Origin of the sequence: Thermogemmatispora sp., assembly GCF_042408735.1 — a bacterium.
Classification (GTDB): Bacteria; Chloroflexota; Ktedonobacteria; order Ktedonobacterales; family Ktedonobacteraceae; genus Thermogemmatispora.
This window is the reverse complement of sequence record NZ_JBHOQV010000109.1, coordinates 20484-38540: the sequence shown is the minus strand read 5'-3', so window position 1 is coordinate 38540 and position 18057 is coordinate 20484. Positions and strand designations below refer to the sequence as shown.

Sequence of the window (18057 nt, the reverse complement as noted above, 5' to 3'; positions counted from 1 at the left end):
AGTCAAGGGGGTTTTGGACCAAAAGTTCTAGCCCGGCTGCCGGGATTGGTCCGGCCCGCCATCCAGTACCAGCACGCTGCCTGGTCAGCAGCCCAGAACCCGCCGAGGAGCGCTGGCAAAAAATTGATTGAAATTTTGACGGTCATTGATTATAATCGTTTTACATTTAAAAGGGAGTCGTGTTATGCCCGATGCCCGCGCCAGACGAGCCGTTCCCAGCGGAGGACGGCAGAGCAGGGCATAGTGAGACTGATCACGGGAAGGACGGAAGGAACGTATGGCACGTCCAGCCAAGCGAGTATCTCCTGACACGCTAGGAGGGCGTATCCGCGCAGCACGGCAGAGTCTACGCCTCTCGCTGGCGGATGTCGCTGACGGTCGCTACAGTACTAGCTTGATCTCTCAGATCGAGCGCAACCGCGTCGAGCCTTCGCCGGAGAGCCTGCGCTTCCTGGCCGAGCGGCTGAATCTGCCACTGGACGATCTGATGGTCCTGGTCCAGCAGCAGCGAGAGTCGGAGGCCGAGGCCAATCGCTACAAGGAAAACGAGGAGAGGCTGAATCACGCCCTGCGCTTGTTGGAGAGCAAGCACGCAAAGGCGGCGCTGGACCTGATCAAGACCATCAATATTGAGCATACTCCCCCCTCGTTGCGTTGGCGGCTCTATGCGCTGAAGGGCCAGTGTTTCTTTAGCCTGCGCCAGTTCGTGGAGGCGCAGAGGCAGTTCTTCCAGGCCGCTGCCCTCCGCCCCGAGCGGTTGCCAACAGAGCAGATGCTTGAGGCAACTCTGCTCCACCTGCACCTGGCCGCGACCTGCCGCGAGCTGGGGCACCTCGATCTGGCCAACGATCACTATGAGATCGTGCTGAAGCTGATGCAGCCCGATACACCTATCCACTATGTGGCCGAAGCTCACTGGGGGCTTGCTCTGGTCTCGTTCGAGCGCGCCGATAGCCACCGCGACGATGAGCAGTGGGCCGTTGAGTCTAACCAGCTGAAGGAACGCGCCCTCTTCCACGCGGAGAACGCTCGCACGCTCTATCGCTCGATTGGCGATGAGATTAACGAAAGCTTGCTGAGCTGCGAAATCGCCCTCATCCACCAGGGCCTGGGGAACCTGGACCAGGCCCGCGCTTGCTTGCAGGAGGTGCTGGCGAAGTGGCAGCCTCGCGTGGCTGCGGCGCCTCCGCCGGGCAAAAATGCTCTCGAGGAGCGTCGCCAGAAGCAGGAGGCCAGTGTGGTGGCAGCAGCTGCAGCCTATCTGGCCAGCCTTGAGCTGCAGTGTCAGCGCTACGAGTTGGCGCTGCAGTACGTCCAGCAGGCCCACGAGGCGGCTCGCAAAAGCTATATCCTGCGCCGCGCGGAAGCCTATTTGATCGAGGGCCAGATTTTCGAGGCGCTGGAGCAGGAGCAGGGAGCGCCGCCTACCGGTGAGTCGAGAGCAGAGCGGGCTTTTCGGGCCGCAATCGCGGAGCTGAAGCCAACGCATCGGATGGCGGCCTTGATCCACGCCCACGATTTGCTTGGGCGCCATTTGCTCAAGCGCGGGCGGATCAAGGAGGGCGAATATGAGCTTGATGTGGCCCGCGCTCTGGCCCAGACACGCCGCCACTGGAAAGATCCCCTGGCTACGCCAGACGAGGCGTGAAGGGGCCGTGCCGGCACGGCGCGATTGGTCGGCTGGCCCCCGCTGGCAGCGGCCGGGTCGGCCAGGGCGGGTGGTGCAACCTGGCCTGTGCGCCAGGCGTAGATTCTCCGGCGAGGTGCAAGGATGAAAGGCGCTCAGCGAGGAAGGCTCAGGCCCTCCTCCTCTGCGGGGATGGCCAGCCATCATAGACAACAGGACAGCCTGCCTACTCAGGTCGGGCTGGGCTTCGCCAATTGGAACCGTTCGACAGAAGGCCAGAGCTAGAGGAGGCACGAGCACGCCCTTCTTCCTCTCTTGCTCCTACCTCTCTGGCCCGTGCAGCGAGGGGAGGAATCGTATGCAGAAGCCTGTGACAGGACAGTATGAGTGCCAGCATCGCCCATTGCCGGTGCCAGGACTGGATTCTTTGACTGGACGAGTCGACCGTTTGATTCTGTTGCCTAACGGGCGCTTTGTCCTGCTCACACAGGAACGTTCGCGCCTGGCTCAGGCCGCCCAGAGCCTGCTGACTAATGCCGGTCCTGCCGCCGGTCATCCCCCCGTAGAAAGGCGGCGCGAGGGCCAGTACCTCTGCCAGGGCCGACAGCTTCAGCTGCTCTTCGACGATGGTAGCCAGGCAGAAGGCCATTTCGCCTGGAATGGGGAGGGGGTCCAGCTCGGCCAGGATTTCTTTCAGAAGGTTTCTGACAGCACCTTTCTGCCTTCCGCCCAGCGTCTCAAGCAGGAGATGGAGGAGCTGGCCAGAGGACTCAAGGTAGCCACCACTCTCGGAAGCCTGGCGGTGAAGGCGGCCAGGGCTTTGCAGAGCGCTCAGACGAACACTCGGAGCGAAGGTCCCGCCCCTTCTGCGCCTCCACCAAGGCCAGTGGGATCCGCCTCCGTCCCTTCTTCCGCCGCGCCCATTCACCCGGCAGTTCCCCCCTCTGCTCCTCCCCCCAGTGTCAGCGAGCAGAGCCAGGCAGCAGCAGGCGATGAGACCTTTTTCTGCGATCAGTGTGGGGCCCGCGTGCGTCCGGGCAAGCGCTACTGCGGTCAGTGCGGCGCTCTTCTGCCGTGAGGGCGCCCGATCACCCCTCTCTCACCTTACTCCTGTCTTCTCTTCCTGCCAGGACTGCCGGCTGCTTCTTGCCAGGCCAGCGGAGAGCTGCTATGCTGAAACACCCAGGACCTTTCTGGCGTGAATAGACTGGGAGCCTTTTTCTGGAGCTTTGTGGATAGCTATGATCACGGAAGAAGTACCTGAAAGGAAGCAGCCTGGCAGAGGAGACTCAGCGGCGCCCAACCGCCTTCATGTGGGGAAGATCGTGCAGCGCGTTCAAGCCTTTTTCGTCAAGTTTAATAACGACTGGGTGATGAACCTGGCAGCAGCTCTGGCCTTTAACCTGCTGACAGCTATGGCTCCGCTGGCCGTGGCCCTCTTGGCCATCCCTGGCCTGCTGCTGGGAAAGGCAGAGGTGCGAACCTACCTCAGTCAGGTGATCCTCTCGATCTTTCCCCGGATGACGGCTTCTCCCGAGCTGATCGACGCCCTTCTGCGTCAGCTCAACCGCGTCTCCGGCCCGCTGGGCATCGTCTCTATCTTGATCGCTCTCTTTACTGGCTCGCGTCTCTTTGTTTTGCTCGAGGGCTGCTTCGGGATCATCTATCGACGGCGCCCGCGCGCCCTGCTTCAACAGAACTTGATGGCCCTGGGCATGCTCCTGCTCTTTGCCGTGCTGACCCCGCTGATGGTCCTGGCTGCCAGCCTGCCAGCCCTGGTGATCTCGTTCCTGGAAAAGACCCCCCTTGGCCAGATCCCCGGCAGTGGCTTTGTTTTTAGCTTCGGCGGCCTGCTCGGCGGCCTGGCCATCTCCTGGGTCTTCTTCCTGACGATCTATACCTTCGTACCTAACCGCCGCATCCGCTGGCGCTCCACCTGGCGTGGGGCGCTGCTGGCCGCAGTCCTGACCCAGATTTACCTGGCCCTCTTCTCGCTCTACGCCGCCCGCTTTCTAAGCGGCCTGGGCGGCCAGATCGGCTTCGCCATCATTCTGGTGACCTTCTTCTACTACTTCGCAGTGATTCTCTTGCTCGGGGCGGAAGTCAATGCCTTCTTCGGCGAGAAGATCCGCTCGGCTCCCGCCGACCTGGTGACCCTGGTGGCCAACAGCTACAGCAAGGAAGGGTCCGCCTCGGCACAGCCGCCCGCCGGGCCTGCTGCTCCCCCGGGAACGATCGCCTCAGGGACTAGAGATGCAAGAGAACAATCAGCACAATCGTGACGATGTGCAGTAGCTGGTCTACCCAGAGCGAATTAATAACATGGTAGCGCGCTTTGAGCGGATCAATAATGAGATGAGTCGTGAAGAGCAGGGCGATTGCCTGGATTGAGGGGTGGGCGAAGAGAACGAAGGGCGCAGTATAAGTGGCACAGTGATAGAAGGTGACTTCCCAACTCTTGCCTTTTTCGAAGGCCATCCAGCTACTCTGGAAGGCGAAGTCGCCTACAAAATGGCAGGCCAGCCAGGTGAGCAGTGTCGACCAAAAAGTGCTGACAAGCATCGGCCATCCCCTCTGGCTCTGGAACTCAGGTAAAGGCCACATAATCGGGCCTTTCAGCTTAGCCTAGCGCCAGAGGGGTGGCCGGACTATGAGCTAGCTCGCAGTTTGACAGTGAGCTAGCTTACACCACGCCCACCGGAGCCGAAGCGTTCCCGCTCCGCCAGGGTGTTTTCGATAAGAGGCGCACCAGCAAGAGGGCCAGGATCAGTATCCAGAAGCAGAAGGCCAGATCCTGCTCCAGGACAGAGCTATCGACCATTCCCTGGATAAGAGCTGCCACCATCGCACCCCCCACGCTTAGCGCTCCCCAGACTAGCCAGGGATCAGCTTCAGCCTGGCGATAGAGGTGCCTCAGAATGCGGAAGAGAAGCCAGAAGAAGAGCATGAGCACCATCAGAAAGGCCAGCAGGCCCACCAGGCCAACACTGACCCAGATCTGCAGAACAATATTATGTGGATGGGAGAGATCCGGCTCGTAACGCAAGCCGGTTGGCCGGTGGGTCTGTGGATCGGTGGTGATCCAGTAGTGGTAGAGATTGGTGGTATGGCAGACGCTGTTCAGGCTATAGTGACAGAGCCAGTTATCGAGACCATAACCGGTCACGGGACTGTCCTTGATCATATGGAGGGCACTCTCCCAGAGGTAAAGGCGCTTGGTCAGCGTGCCAATTCCCTGGGCATTGGCATGGCGCTCCATCAAATAGGTGCCAATGTTGTTGTGGAAGAAGAGGAGCCCCAGCCCCGCCAGCAGCACAAAACCGACCCCACAGATCAGCAGGAGCTGCCGATCCGCAATGGTGCAGGCGATCAGAAAGACCACGGCGCCCAGGCAGGCCGCCCAGGCACCTCCCGAGCGCGTGAGATAGAGCACGACAATCAACGGCAGACAGAGCGCCAGGGCCAGCAGGCGACAGCGCCAGGAAGCCAGGAAGCTCCCCATCGCCGTGCGCGGCATGAGAATGAGGGCTAGCCCAACGGGGAGTGTGTAGTCAAAGAGTAGTCCTACGCTGTTAGCACTGCCATAGACAGTGTTGATGCGCGGCACATCGCTGAGGCTGGCACCGTGAGAGAGAAAGTCTGCATATTGACCCAGGCCAAGCAGGGCAATCAGCAAGCCCGCGGCAAAGAGGGCCAGCAGCAGCCTCACCAGGTCCTGACGCGTGCGCAGACAGTAGAGAGCCAGCAGCAGATAGAGCAGAGGATCAAGGACTTCTTCGCGAAAGGCTCGCAACGCTACCGTGCGGTTATAGGCGATGACGATAGAAAAGGCCGAGGCCCCCAGGAAGAAGAGAATCGGCCACAGCAGAGGACCCAGCCGTGCCCTCAGCTCTGACCAGGCGAGCCAGTAGGGCCAGCGCTGCCGCCTCAGAGCCGCCTGGCATAGTACTACGATGGTGCAACTCCAGAGACTGATTTCCGCCGCGCTGAAGCTGTAATGGCTTGCAACCGTTTTTTGCAGCAAATAGAAGGGCAAAGAGAGTGGCAGGAGCGCGATGGCCATCGCTGGGCGATACCAGCAGAGGACCATAAACACCAGGAGGAAAGGCAGCGTCCAGAGCGGGGACAGATGGAAGAACGGCCCTGATCCCAGATGGGCATTGCCGGCACAATAGTAGAGGGCCATCGAGAGAACCAGGCCGGCTTCCAGCAGGCGATCAAGCCAGAAAGGCGATAGAAGGTGATGGCTGGGGGAGCCGGGAGCGGAAGAGCTTGACCCAGGCGCCCCAAATCCAGCGAGGGGCGCCCGCTGTGCTCCGGCCTCCGGCGCATTGGAAGGAAGTACTTTTTCGTTCATTCTTGGATAAAACCTTCCCTATATTCCGGGTTTCAGCAAATCATGTGGCGCCGGAAGTCACGGCGTTCCCGCCTGGGGAGAAGGCGCCGCGCCTTCCTTTTGTTGTATACCCGTATCCATATCCATCTGCCCGTTGAAGCAGGCGACACCACCTCCACGAAATCCCATCCGATCCGCTTGTCCGACTCGAAAGGATCCAGAGGCGCGCACGGCCACAGGGCCACTCTGGACGCCGGTGCGCTTGCCCGTTGGAACTGCCGCACGCACCAGATCCCCCCGTATGACACCCCGTACGACATCCGCGCACCGTCTTGGAACGCATCCGGGATCCGCGCGGAAAACCGTGGGTGTCCACGTTCGTCCGGCACCGCTGGCCGCGGCCCAGCGCCCTGCTTTCCAGAAGCGGGGCCTGCCAGCCGAAGACACCGGCCAGATCGCCCACGCACAGTGCGTCCAACGCCTGCGTCTTCGGGAGCCCAAACCGTTCCCGGTTCCCCTTCGTCCGCCCGCCCGTCCAGGAGCGAACCGCTCGGCCCAGGGTGAGCAGACCGTTCCGGATCAGGCGGCGCGTCGTGTTGACGGCCGTGGCCTCCTTCGGCGGCACCTTCGCTCCGGCTTGCCCTTCCGGGTGGCCATCCTCCTTTGCCGTCCGGTTCCCCCTGGCCTGGTCGCAGGCACGGCAGGCCACTGTGAGGTTACTCACCCGATCAATGCCGCCTCTCGACTGCGGAAGGCTGTGCTCCAGCTCCAGCGGCACGTTCTCAGGGCCGCAGTACACACACAGCGGCGTCCCCATTGTTCTAGCAAGTACTGGCGGACTTCATAGCCGACCAGCTCGCCACGCTGGTACTCCATACCAGAGATCTCCGGGATCCGGAGCGCCTGCGTGTCAAACCGGACGGTCTCGACCTCGATAAAAGCGATGGGTGCCAGGCGCCGATACCGGCTCCCCTATGGGAGGACGTGCTCAATCCGGCTCCGCAACGAAGGCGGGAACCAGCCGCTTGCCCTCCGGCGATCGTTGAACCTTGGGGCGCGGGAGCGCAGATTGGCCTGCCTCCTCCGGCAGCGGTATGCCGCGCGTTGCTGCATCCGCTCCCGAAGGGCATCTCCACGGTGGGCGATCGCCGCCAGGTGCAAGGCATGATCCCAGGGACCATCCGCCGTCTCTTCCCGGCGCACAACCGCCCCCCCAGTAACCTTGCCGCCTCGATCGAGCTGCAGTCCGTCGGGCTGCAGCAGACTCTCTTCACGTCGCCGGTCTTTGAGCCTGATCGTGAACGGATGGAGTCGGTGGACAAGGGCGCGTCCGCGCTCCAGGAACAACTGTGCTCGCTTCTCCGAGCACGGCACGAGCGGCTGCCTGCTCTTGTCCAGCACAAACACCATGATCCATCCCTTCCTTCCGAACCCCTTACTGGGCCGGGAACGGGCCCAGGCGGACTCTTCCGGACCGCGCCCCTCACCCAAGTCGCCGGCCGGCCATCTGCTCCGACCCGTTTCGCCCACACCTCGAAGGTTATCTGCAGTCGGAGCTTCCGGGTCCGAGACTGGGGAAGCATCCCAGAGTGGGTCTCTGGCCTGCCGACGATGGAGCGGCTTCCTCGCCCTGTCCTTCGGCTCAGCCGCTTGGGCTGGTCAGAGCCGTGGGATCTATGACTTGCTCTCCATAGCTATAGATCGATAGAAAGGACCAATTCGTCGCACTTAACCAATGGAATGGGAGCGTCAGTGGTCTACCGGCTCAGCAGCGAGAGACGGCTCCCTCCCTCTCTGCTCGCTGTTGACTGGCAGGAGCAGGCATAGTGCGTCCGACCTTCCCATTGTAGCATAAGCCTGGCGGAAAGCTTGCGCTTGAGGTTTCAATAGCCGACTTGGGTACGCCTGGGGGATTACTGGCGGCGACCACCGCTGGAAAGGGGAAACGGAGAGCAGGCGACGGAGGACAGGTCAGCACGCAACAGCCAACAATCGGGAGTAGCCTTCCAGCCACCTGCTCGATCAGCGCTTCTGCCGTCTGCTGCCCGATGTTCGTGGAAAGGGAACCCGCGGGCCTGGCAGGGCTGAAGCGTTCGCCATGCCCTGCCGCTGCCTCTCAACGTGAAGCTCCTCCCGCAGCGGCCTCCGAGGGCAGGGACTGCGGCGGCTGGGCCGGTCTCTGAGCAACCGGCTTGCGCGTCAGACGCCAGAAGAGCGTTCCAAAGATCAGTAAGAAGGCCAGGTAGACAGCAGCCTGCAGGAGTGTCGGGGCATCACTGTAGCCAAGCAGGCCATGCAGCAAGCTGCCTACAGTGCTCTCGTCGCTCAGCCAGCCGCTGCTATCCCAGAGCACCGCGGTGCCAAATGGCAGCCAATGCAACTCCTCCTGCATGGTCTGCACGGCATTTCCGAGCAGGCCAGCGGCGAAGAAGAGCAGAAGCAGTCCCATGCTCCGGAAAAAGAGGCGATAGTCCAGGCGGTAGCCCAGGCGATAGATCAGGAAGCAGAGAGCCACAGCCAGCACCAGCCCAATCAGCGCACCCACCATCAGCAAGGGGGCCTCGTGAGTCTGCAGAGCAAAGGCCAGCGTAAAGAAAGCGGTCTCCAGACCCTCGCGCCCAACCGAGGTGAAGGCGAGCAGGCCCAAGGCGAAGCCCGAGCTGGCCATACTGGCCTTCGTCATCATCTCGCGCTTCAAGGTGCGGCTATGGTGCTGCATCCAGAAAGTCATCGAGGTCAGGAGGACCACCGCCACCAGATAGGTGACGGTCTCAAAAACCGCCTCAAACCAGGTCCCATCGTAGATGCGGACCGTGACATACAAGATCAATGCAGCCAGGAAGGAGCATAAAACCGCCAGCGCGACCCCTATCCAGACCGCCCGCGCCTGGCGCATCAGCTGCAACTGGCGCAGGGCCGCCAGAAGGATGCTCACGATCAGGCTGGCCTCAAGCCCCTCACGTAGATAGAGAATTGCAGTCGCCAGCATTGAAGAGCACTCTCTCCACTTTCCGCTGAACAGCGCAGCGAGTTATTGGCTCCCCCGCCTCCCTTCCCCCCTCTCCAAATCCAAGTTGGTCACTCAGATATGAGCCTATTCTAAATAATAGCACCCGTGGCAAGAGATGGCAGCGAGAGGCAGCGGTCAGGGTTGCAGATCCCGTCACACGCCCCACCAGAGCCTTGGGAGAGGAGGTCATCCCCCACAGCGCTGCCCGCAAGCGGCAGACCCGCACCACTTCCTTGGTCAGGCGCCGTCTGGCTAGCAGGCGTCGCCAGAGGACTCGCGGGCAGAGGCGGAGGAGGTCGGTGATAGGAACAGCTACAGGGGGATCTCTATCTCTCTCTGACAAGGGGAAGGACTGAAGCCGGTGAGAAACCCGACCTGCCTCTGGGGGTGAAACCCCGAGGCTGGCAACGGGTCCTCTCCATCAGGCCACTCTCTTTCGATCCCTTGCTACACTCCGAGCCGGGGAAACTGCTCCCCGTCGCGGCACAAGCGGGGCCTCGTCTAGCGCGTCACCCAGATCTTGGGGGCGATAGACTTCATAATGGCTACTTCTCGCTGATCAACCAGGAGCACAACGCTCTCCTCGCTATCTTCAGGGTTGAGCCTGCGGCCCTGAGAGACGACCGTCAGGCGCGTGCCCGGCGTCAGCCCACGCTGATGCAGATAGAGAATGAGGGCCGACTCGTCCTCGACCACTTCCGAAATGAGCAGGATCGTGGCCGTCTCGCCCGGCGCCAGAGTAGAGAGCCGCACAGCACCGCAGTCGCTCAGATAGGTCCGCGCGTTGGGGACCAGACCCGGAATGGGATTGCCATGCGGACAGGTAGTCGGCTCCTTGAGATTGAGGATGACGTGCTCCTCAAATTTGCCCGAAATGACGTGCTCCAGGCGGCAAGCCTCTTCATGCACCTGGTGCCACTCCATTCCCAAAAGATCGACCAGGAAACGCTCAGCAAGACGATGACGCCGAAGCACGGACTCAGCGATCCGATAGCCGGCTTCCGTGAGACGCACCTGTCGCTTGCTGTCCATCTCTACATATCCATCGCGGACAAGCCGCTTGAGCGTCTCGGTAACAGTCGGAGGAGCAACACCGAATTTTTGGGCCAGTCTAGCACCAATAACTGTTTCTCCCTCCATGCTCATGTTATAGATGGTCTCAAGGTATTCCTCAACAGTCTGACTCACTGACTCTGCGGTCTTCATGTTCCTTCCGTTCCCTTTGCTGCTGGCCAGAACTCGTGCAAATGGCGATACTACCCCACGAGCAGTATAGCATATCAAGCAGGCAATGCCAAATCAACGCTAGCTTCCTTACGGCGCCAACGCCCATCTGGCCGTGGACATGAGGGTGGCCAGGCTCTCCCGCGAAACTAAGGGCAGCCCTGGCGCACCTGCCCTGCTGAGTCCTGATCATCAGAGCCTGGCCTTTCTTTCGCTGCCTCAACTGTCGAGGCTTTGCTTTGGACAGCAGCCCGCCTGGTGTGATACGATGAGAGTGAGCTGAGCCGCCGCTCTCTCAGGTCAAGCTGAGGAGAAGCGGACTCGCTCATCCGCGTTTTTGTACCTTATGAAGAGATTTTACCAAAAAGGAGCGAATGAGTAGCAGCACTGTATTAACCAATACGATTTATCTTGTACGTCACGGAGAGAACCCAGCCAATCTGACCAAGGAATTTTCCTATCGTCTTGTCGATTATCCCCTCAATGCCAAGGGTCTGCTGCAAGCCAGGCAGACCGCCGATTTTTTTCGAGGCCACCCCATCGACGCAATCTACGCCTCGCCGCTGAGGCGGGCACGCCAGACCGCCGAGATCATCGCCGAGTCCCTGGCCCTCCCGGTCAGTTTGCTGGAGGAATTTCGCGAGATCAACGTCGGCGATCTTGAGCGCCGTCCTCCGACGATCGAGCACTGGAAGCTTCACGACCAGATCATCGCTGATTGGTACAGCGGCAACTACCTGACGCGCTTTCCCGATGGGGAGAACTTCCTGGAGCTGCTGCAGCGTATTCGTCAGGGCCTGCGCAAGGCGATCGCCGGCCAGAGCGGACGGCGGATCATCATTGCTGGCCACGGCGGCATCTTCACCGTCCTGGTGAAGTCTCTCTGCTATAACGCCGATCGCGCCCCCATTTACCACGGAGCAATGGACAACTGCGCCATCACGGAAATCGAGCTGCACGCTTTTGAGGAGGTGCTCGTCGGCAATTTGCGCCTGTGGGCCAGCACCGCCCACCTCTCTGGTCAGGCCGCCGAACTGGTTCCCGGCCAGCTTCAGTACGCTGAGAAGCCCAGAACCTCGCCCCTGGCCGAGGGGCTTTCGGCAGCCCCTTGACACAGCCTTCCCCGGTCATCTATACTCTTGCCCAGAAGGATAAATGTCACAACCTGGATCCGCTCGAGGATCCTGACACAAAGGAGCATACCGAAAGAGCGGCGAGCAGGAGAAGTATACGACAGCGCTGCGCACCAGAGAGTCGGGACCGGTGGAAACCGATGCGGCAGCAGTCGTAGAATGGGCCTGTGAGCTGGAGCGCGAACCTCTCTCGCCGGGCAGACGAGCAGAGCAGTAGCAGACTCCCGGAACGTCCCCCGTTACCGAGGACAGGGTATCAGAGCGTACCCGGCAACGAGGGACCTTGGCCGCCGCAGGCTGGCACGTCCCAGATTCGCGGCCAGCGGTGAGCGGATTGCTTCACCGCTTGCAGGCGCTCAGTCAAGGTCTGAAGAAGGGTGGCACCACGAAAGCTTCACGCTTCTCGTCCCTGCGACGAGAAGCGTTTTTTATTGGTTGGTTCGCACTCGTCCCACTCAGCACGCTGGGCCGCACCACCGGCCTTGCTCCTGCCTCTCCCCAGAGGCAGACATGGAGGCAGGCAGGCAGGCAAGACATGCTGGCAGGCTGTTGCCAGTCACTACGCTCGGGCAGCAGGCCCCGATGGATGGAGGTCTTTCCCAAATGACGACTCTTGGTCACGATCAACAGGTACAGACGAGCAGCAGTAGCGCACCGCCAGTGAAAAAGCGCACGTTCTCCGGCATCCAACCGAGCGGCGATATCCATCTGGGCAACTATCTGGGGGCCATCCGCAATTGGGTACGGACGCAGACAGAATACGACAACATCTACTGCATCGTGGATCTGCACGCGATTACGCTGCCGATCGATCCCCAGGAGCTGCACCAGAATATCCGCAAGCTGGCCGCCATTTACCTGGCCTGTGGCCTCGATACGCGCTACTGCAAGCTTTTTGTGCAGTCACACGTGCGTCAGCACGCCGAGGCGAGCTGGATCCTGGGCTGTTTCACGCCGATGGGCTGGCTGAACCGCATGACCCAATTCAAGGCCAAGGCCGGCGAGAATCAGGAGACGGTGGGAGCGGGCATCTATATGTACCCGGTGCTGATGGCCTGCGACATTCTCCTCTACCAGACGCACCTGGTCCCCGTCGGCGAAGACCAGCGTCAGCACCTGGAGCTGACGCGCGATCTGGCCCAGCGTTTCAACCACCTTTACCGCCAGGAGGTCTTCACCATCCCGGAGCCGCTCATCCGTGAGGTGGGAGCGCGCATCATGTCGCTCACCGATCCAACTCAGAAGATGAGCAAGACGAATCCTAATCCTGGCTCGCGAATCAACCTCCTCGATGACCCGAAGACCATCAAGCAGAAGATCGCGCGGGCAACTACGGATTCGCTGCGCCTGATCCGCTTCGATCCCGAGCGGCCCGGGATCAACAATCTGTTGACGATCTATCAGGCGCTGACGGAGCGCTCGCGCGAGGAAATCGAGGCGGAGTTTGAGGGCAAAGGCTACGGCGACCTGAAGGCGCGCCTGACAGAGGTGGTGGTGGCCACGCTGGAGCCGATCCAGCGTCGCTATCAGGAGTACATGCGCGATCCGGCTGAGCTGGAGGCCATCCTGCGGGCCGGGGCCGATACGGTCCGCCCAATCGCCGAGGCCACCTTGCAGCGCATGAAGGAAGTGATCGGTCTCGGCTAGACGCGGCCGCGGCCCAGGTTCTCAGGCCCAGATCGATCAGAACCGCCCCTGCCCGGGGGCGCCAGGACGACGAAGAACAAGAAGAAGAGGCTGCTATGTTTTGGCCATCTCTGGAAGAAGTCTATGCCTTGCGCCAGGAGCTAGAGGCTGGGGGGCAGGGAGCAAGCGATAAGGTTCCTCTGCTCCCCCTCTATCGCGATGTGCTGGCCGATACGGAGACACCGGTCTCGGCTTACTGCAAGACGGCCCGCGGTCCCTATACTTTCCTGTTGGAGAGCGTGGAGGGCGGCGAGCGCATGGCCCGCTACTCGTTTATCGGTATCGATCCCTATCTGGTGCTGATTCAGGACGAGCAGGAGGCAACGCTGCGCTACTTGACCTATGAAGATGGCTCGCCACGCTGCCGCTCCCTGGTTCGCCTGCCTTCCTACGATCCGCTCCATTTGATCGAGCAGGAGCTGGGACGCTATCGTCTGCTGAGGCCACGGCAAGGGGGCGATGACGCCCTGCCGCGCTTCTACGGCGGCGCCGTCGGCTACCTGGCTTATGAGGTGGCTTCTCGCTTCGAACGGCTGCCCGTGCCCGCCAGCGATGAGCTGGGCCTGCCCCTGGCTATCTTCAGTTTCACGGAAACGGTGCTGGCTTTCGATCATTTGAAACACCGCTTGCGGGTCATCACTCACCTCCACCTGGATGCCCCCGACCTGGAGGCGGAGTATCGCCGCGGCCAGCAGACGATCGAGCGGATCTGCGCCCGCCTGCAGGAGGAGCTGCGCCTGCCCGCCGAGCCGGAGCCGATCTATACGGGCAGTCCAACGGTGACCTCTAGCTTTACACGCGAGCAGTACGAGGCAATGGTACGCCGCGCGAAGGAGTATATCGCGGCGGGCGATATTTTCCAGGTGGTGCCTTCCCAGCGCCTGCGCCGCCCGGTCAATGCCGCCCCCTTCACGGTCTACCGCGCGCTGCGCACCATTAATCCCTCTCCGTATATGTTCTACCTCGACCTGGAGGATTTCGTGGTCCTCGGCGCCTCCCCCGAGCTGCTGGTGCGCGTCGAGGAGGGCGAGGTGACGATCCATCCGATCGCCGGCACACGCCCACGTGGCCGCGACCCCGAGAGCGATCGCCAGCTAGAGGAGGAGCTGCGCCACGACCCCAAAGAGCGCGCCGAGCATGTGATGTTGGTGGATCTGGGTCGCAACGACGTCGGACGGGTGAGCGTGCCCGGCAGCGTCTCCGTTAGTCAGTTCATGGAGATCGAGCGCTATTCCCATGTGATGCACCTGGTCTCGAATGTGGTCGGACGGTTGCGCCCCGACTTGACGCCTTTCGATGCGCTGCGCGCCGGCTTCCCCGCCGGGACAGTCACGGGCGCACCCAAGATTCGGGCGATGGAGATTATCAGCGAGCTGGAAGGCACGCGCCGCGGGGTCTACGCCGGCGCCGTCGGCTACTTCAGCCACTCGGGCAACCTGGATACGGCTATCGCCCTGCGGACAATGGTTATGAAGAACGGACATGCGTATATCCAGGCAGGCGGGGGAGTGGTGGCCGATTCCGATCCCGGCGCCGAGTACCAGGAAAGCATGAATAAGGCCCGCGCCCTGCTGCGCGCCGTGGAGGTGGCCGAGGAGATGGCTCGCGTGCAGCGCCCGCGCTACGTCCATACCTGAGCTGGCCGCCCGCTCCTGCTCCGGCATGCCGTCCAGTCCCGCTCTGTTTCTCAGGATTGGCGCTGACGATAGTTTACAAGTATAAGAGGCGCAAACGATGATTCTGCTCATCGATAACTACGACAGCTTTACCTACAATCTCTACCAGTACCTGTCTGAGTTGGGGGCCGAGGTGCTGGTCCGGCGCAACGACCAGATCAGCCTGGACGAGATTGCGCGCCTGCAGCCGGAGCGCATCGTCATCTCGCCCGGCCCCTGTACACCCAACGAGGCTGGCCTCTCATGCGAGATCATTGCCACCTTTGGGCCGCAACTCCCTATCCTGGGCGTCTGCCTGGGACATCAGGCCATTGGCCAGGTCTATGGCGGCCGGGTCATCCGGGCGCCGGAGCCGGTGCACGGCAAGACGAGCCTCATCTATCATCGCGGCCTGGGCTGCCTGCGCGACCTGCCCAATCCCTTTGAAGCTAATCGCTACCATAGCCTCATCGTCGAGCGCGCCTCTCTCCCGGCTGAGCTGGAGATCACCGCCGAGACGGCGGACGGCCTGATCATGGGTCTGCGCCATCGTCGCTACCCCGTCGAGGGGGTGCAGTTTCATCCCGAGTCGATCATGACGCCGGTGGGCAAGGACCTGCTGCGCAATTTTCTCAGCTCTCAAGCCTGTCTCCTTCGATGAATGAAAGGCGCCTGGCGCGGAGCGGCTGAGCCAGGAGGCCCTCAGCCGAGCCGGTCTGGTCATCAGTTGGCCAGTCAGTTGGCCAGTTAGCCAGTCAGGCAAGCAGGTAGAGGCCAGTCCTTAGAGCTGGCCAGTTAGCACGGAAGTAAAGAGGTGCTCCCGATGATTCGCGAAGCCATCGCGCAAGTTGTTGCCGGCGCTACGCTCAGCGAGGAGGAAGCGGCGGCGGTGATGGAAGAGATTATGTCGGGCGTGGCGACTCCCTCTCAAATGGGTGCTTTTCTGACGGCCCTGCGCATGCGTCCCGGCGGCGAGGCTCCCCAGGAGATCGCCGGCCTGGCGCGCGTGATGCGCGAGAAGGCCCTGCGTGTTCATCTCCGCGAGGAGGTGGCGGCGCGCGCCCTGGATACCTGTGGCACGGGCGGCGATGGGGCCGGTACCTTCAATTTTTCTACGGCGGCAGGGATCCTGGCCGCCGCCGCCGGGGCCTACGTGGCCAAGCACGGCAATCGCTCGGCCACCAGCCGCTGCGGCAGCGCCGATGTGCTGGAGGCCCTGGGCGTGCGTATCGAATTGGGCCCGGAGGCCGTGGCGCGCAGCGTCCAGGAGACGGGCTTCGGCTTTATGTTCGCTCAGACCTACCACCCGGCCATGAAGCATGTGGGTCCGACGCGCCGCGAGATCGGCATCCGCACGGTCTTCAATATCCTTGGCCCGCTGACTAATCCAGCAGGGACGCGCTACCAGGTGCTGGGCGTGGCCGACGGCTCTCTGCTGCGCAAGATGGGTGAGGTGCTGCTCTTGCTCGGCTGCCGCCATGCGCTGATTCTCCATGGCGAGGATGGTGTCGATGAGTTCTCGCTGGCGGCTCCCACCCACATCTGTGAGGTGCGCGAGGGGAAGGAGCTGCGCGAGTATGTGGTAACTCCCGAGGAGGCCGGCCTGACACGCTGCAGCGACCGCCGCCTTTTCCAGGGAGGTGAGCCGCAGGAGAATGCCGAGACGCTGCGTCGCCTGCTCAGCGGGGAGATCGATGGCCCTCTGGCCGATATGCTCTATTTGAATACGGCAGGGGCACTGCTGGCCAATGAGTCCGTTTCTTCGCTGGCGGAAGGGGTCAGGCTGGCGCGCAGTCTGGTGCGCGAGGGCCGGGCCCGCCGCAAGCTGGAAGAGGTGGTGGCTTTCTCGCAGTCGCTGGCCGCAACCAGCGGCTCCTAAGGCTGCAAGGTAGAGGTGAGCGATGTTCCTTGAGCAGATTCTGGCCCGAACCCGCCTCGATCTGACAGAGCGCCAGCGCCTGCTTCCTTTAGAAAGGCTGCGAGAGCGCGCGGCGGCTCAGCCACCGGCCCGCGACTTCGTTGCCGCCCTGCAACCGGAACCGGGCGCACGCGGCCTGCGGCTGATCGCTGAGATCAAGCGCGCCTCTCCCTCTAAGGGGGCGCTGGCTCCCGATCTTGATCCGGTGGTTCTGGCGCGGACCTACGAGGCCGCCGGGGCAGCGGCAATTTCGGTTTTGACGGAACCACATTTCTTCCTGGGGGCCCCCGAGCATCTGTCGGCAGTCAAGGCGGCGGTGGGTCTGCCTGTGCTACGCAAGGATTTTATTGTTGATGAGTATCAGGTCTACGAGGCACGCGCCTGGGGAGCCGATGCCCTCCTGCTGATCTGCGCGGCTCTGAGGGAGGAAGAGCTGAGACGGCTGCTGACACTGACACGCCAGCTCGGCATGGAGGCCCTGGTCGAGGTCCACAGCGCGGCGGAGGCTCAGATGGCCGTGGCAGCAGGGGCGCGCGTGATCGGGGTCAATAGCCGCGATCTGGTGACCTTCAGTATGAATCCTTTCTTGATCCGCGAGTTGCGTCAGCTGATCCCCGCCGATCGTATCCTGGTGGCCGAAAGCGGCATCCATACGGAGGCCGACGCGCGCCGCCTACGCCGCTACGATGTGCAAGCGATGTTGGTGGGTGAGTCGCTGGTGAAGGCCGGCGATGTGCGCGGGCAGATCAGCCGTCTGCTGCGGGGGGCCAACCAGGCCGTCCAGGTGAAGATCTGCGGCCTGCGCCACTCAGAGGCGCTACGCGCGGCTCTGGAGAGCGGAGCCGATCTGTTGGGCCTGATGTTCTATCCCCAGAGTAAGCGCTACCTGGCCCCTCAACAGGCCAGGCAGGTGCTGAGCGCGTCCGGCTACCTGGCCCTGGCTGAGCAGGGCCAGGCCGTCCCCGATCTGGTAGGGGTCTTTGTCAACGAGGAGAGCCAGCGCATCAATGAGCTGGCTGCAGAGCTGGGTCTGCACTTTGTGCAGCTGCATGGGTCGGAGACGCCCGAGTTCTGCGCCCGCATCGAGCGGCCCGTGATCAAGGCGGTGCCGATCCGCGATCAGGAAGCGCGGGCTGAGGCCCTGCGCTATGCGCCGGTCACCTGGCGGGTGCTGCTCGATACGCCTTCCAGCGGTTATGGCGGCAGCGGTCAGGTCCACGATTGGAAGCTGGCACGCTCGATCGCCGCCGAACTGCCGGTGCTGCTGGCCGGCGGCCTGACCCCAGCGAACGTCGCTGAGGCCATCGCCACTGTCCAGCCCTGGGGCGTCGATGTGAGCAGCGGCGTCGAGAGCAACGGCGAGAAGGATCCCCAGAAGGTGCGCTCTTTTATTGAAGCCGTGCGCCAGAGCAGCGAGCAACTGCCCAATCTGCAGGTCATTGGACATTGATGAGCAAACACACGAACA

The 18057-nt window shown here is 62.1% G+C and carries 15 protein-coding genes and 1 pseudogene; 9 read left to right on the top strand and 7 right to left on the bottom strand.

Annotated features, from left to right (window positions below; translation table 11 throughout):
• Nucleotides 1–277: 277 nt before the first annotated feature.
• The 3 genes from ACFMO7_RS09135 (at nt 278) to ACFMO7_RS09125 (ending at nt 3909) form a co-directional block, all read left to right on the top strand.
• The gene (locus ACFMO7_RS09135; RefSeq protein WP_376795175.1) at nt 278–1648 is read left to right on the top strand and encodes a helix-turn-helix domain-containing protein; all 1371 of its coding nucleotides are present in this window, start codon (nt 278–280) and stop codon (nt 1646–1648) included.
• 337 nt (nt 1649–1985) lie between these two features.
• Complete coding sequence (locus ACFMO7_RS09130) at nt 1986–2705, top strand: zinc ribbon domain-containing protein (protein WP_376795174.1); 720 nt, start codon at nt 1986–1988, stop codon at nt 2703–2705.
• 163 nt (nt 2706–2868) lie between these two features.
• Nucleotides 2869–3909, top strand: a complete 1041-nt coding sequence (locus tag ACFMO7_RS09125) for a YihY/virulence factor BrkB family protein (RefSeq protein WP_376795173.1) — start codon at nt 2869–2871, stop codon at nt 3907–3909.
• Here ACFMO7_RS09125 and ACFMO7_RS09120 read toward each other — a convergent pair.
• From ACFMO7_RS09120 to ACFMO7_RS09090, 7 genes and pseudogenes are all read right to left on the bottom strand, one after another.
• The gene (locus tag ACFMO7_RS09120; protein ID WP_376795172.1) at nt 3875–4189 is read right to left on the bottom strand and encodes a DUF3307 domain-containing protein; all 315 of its coding nucleotides are present in this window, start codon (nt 4187–4189) and stop codon (nt 3875–3877) included. The two genes, ACFMO7_RS09125 and ACFMO7_RS09120, sit on opposite strands and share 35 nt — an antisense overlap.
• Nucleotides 4190–4310: 121 nt before the next feature.
• Nucleotides 4311–5984 carry an O-antigen ligase family protein gene (locus ACFMO7_RS09115; RefSeq protein WP_376795171.1) on the bottom strand — a complete coding sequence of 558 codons (1674 nt, stop codon included), beginning with the start codon at nt 5982–5984 and terminating at the stop codon, nt 4311–4313.
• A 40-nt stretch (nt 5985–6024) separates the two neighbouring features.
• A complete protein-coding gene (locus ACFMO7_RS09110) occupies nt 6025–6741 on the bottom strand; it encodes an HNH endonuclease (RefSeq protein WP_376795220.1) in 717 nt (238 codons plus the stop codon).
• Entirely contained in the window at nt 6684–6839 is a 156-nt protein-coding gene (locus tag ACFMO7_RS09105; RefSeq protein WP_376795223.1) for a hypothetical protein, read from the bottom strand. The genes ACFMO7_RS09110 and ACFMO7_RS09105 overlap by 58 nt, the downstream gene beginning before the upstream one ends.
• Nucleotides 6840–6881: 42 nt before the next feature.
• Nucleotides 6882–7373: pseudogene (locus tag ACFMO7_RS09100) on the bottom strand (RRXRR domain-containing protein); the annotation flags it as partial.
• A 706-nt stretch (nt 7374–8079) separates the two neighbouring features.
• A complete protein-coding gene (locus ACFMO7_RS09095) occupies nt 8080–8952 on the bottom strand; it encodes an FTR1 family protein (RefSeq protein WP_376795170.1) in 873 nt (290 codons plus the stop codon).
• 522 nt (nt 8953–9474) lie between these two features.
• Nucleotides 9475–10179, bottom strand: coding sequence for a metal-dependent transcriptional regulator (locus ACFMO7_RS09090; protein WP_376795169.1), 705 nt, complete (start codon nt 10177–10179; stop codon nt 9475–9477).
• A gap of 392 nt (nt 10180–10571) precedes the next feature.
• Between ACFMO7_RS09090 and ACFMO7_RS09085 the strand changes: the two genes are divergently transcribed.
• The 6 genes from ACFMO7_RS09085 (at nt 10572) to trpC (ending at nt 18039) form a co-directional block, all read left to right on the top strand.
• Complete coding sequence (locus ACFMO7_RS09085; RefSeq protein WP_376795168.1) at nt 10572–11309, top strand: histidine phosphatase family protein; 738 nt, start codon at nt 10572–10574, stop codon at nt 11307–11309.
• 624 nt (nt 11310–11933) lie between these two features.
• Nucleotides 11934–12977 (top strand): tryptophan--tRNA ligase, encoded by a 1044-nt coding sequence (gene trpS / locus ACFMO7_RS09080; protein WP_376795167.1) that lies wholly within the window; start codon nt 11934–11936, stop codon nt 12975–12977.
• 95 nt (nt 12978–13072) lie between these two features.
• On the top strand, nt 13073–14653 hold the full coding sequence (gene trpE / locus ACFMO7_RS09075) for an anthranilate synthase component I (protein WP_376795166.1): 1581 nt from the start codon (nt 13073–13075) through the stop codon (nt 14651–14653).
• A 97-nt stretch (nt 14654–14750) separates the two neighbouring features.
• Nucleotides 14751–15332: an anthranilate synthase component II gene (locus ACFMO7_RS09070; RefSeq protein WP_376795165.1), complete on the top strand. Its 582-nt coding sequence runs from the start codon at nt 14751–14753 to the stop codon at nt 15330–15332.
• A 162-nt stretch (nt 15333–15494) separates the two neighbouring features.
• Nucleotides 15495–16550 carry an anthranilate phosphoribosyltransferase gene (trpD, locus tag ACFMO7_RS09065; RefSeq protein ID WP_376795164.1) on the top strand — a complete coding sequence of 352 codons (1056 nt, stop codon included), beginning with the start codon at nt 15495–15497 and terminating at the stop codon, nt 16548–16550.
• 22 nt (nt 16551–16572) lie between these two features.
• The gene (trpC, locus tag ACFMO7_RS09060) at nt 16573–18039 is read left to right on the top strand and encodes an indole-3-glycerol phosphate synthase TrpC (RefSeq protein ID WP_376795163.1); all 1467 of its coding nucleotides are present in this window, start codon (nt 16573–16575) and stop codon (nt 18037–18039) included.
• Nucleotides 18040–18057: the final 18 nt, after the last annotated feature.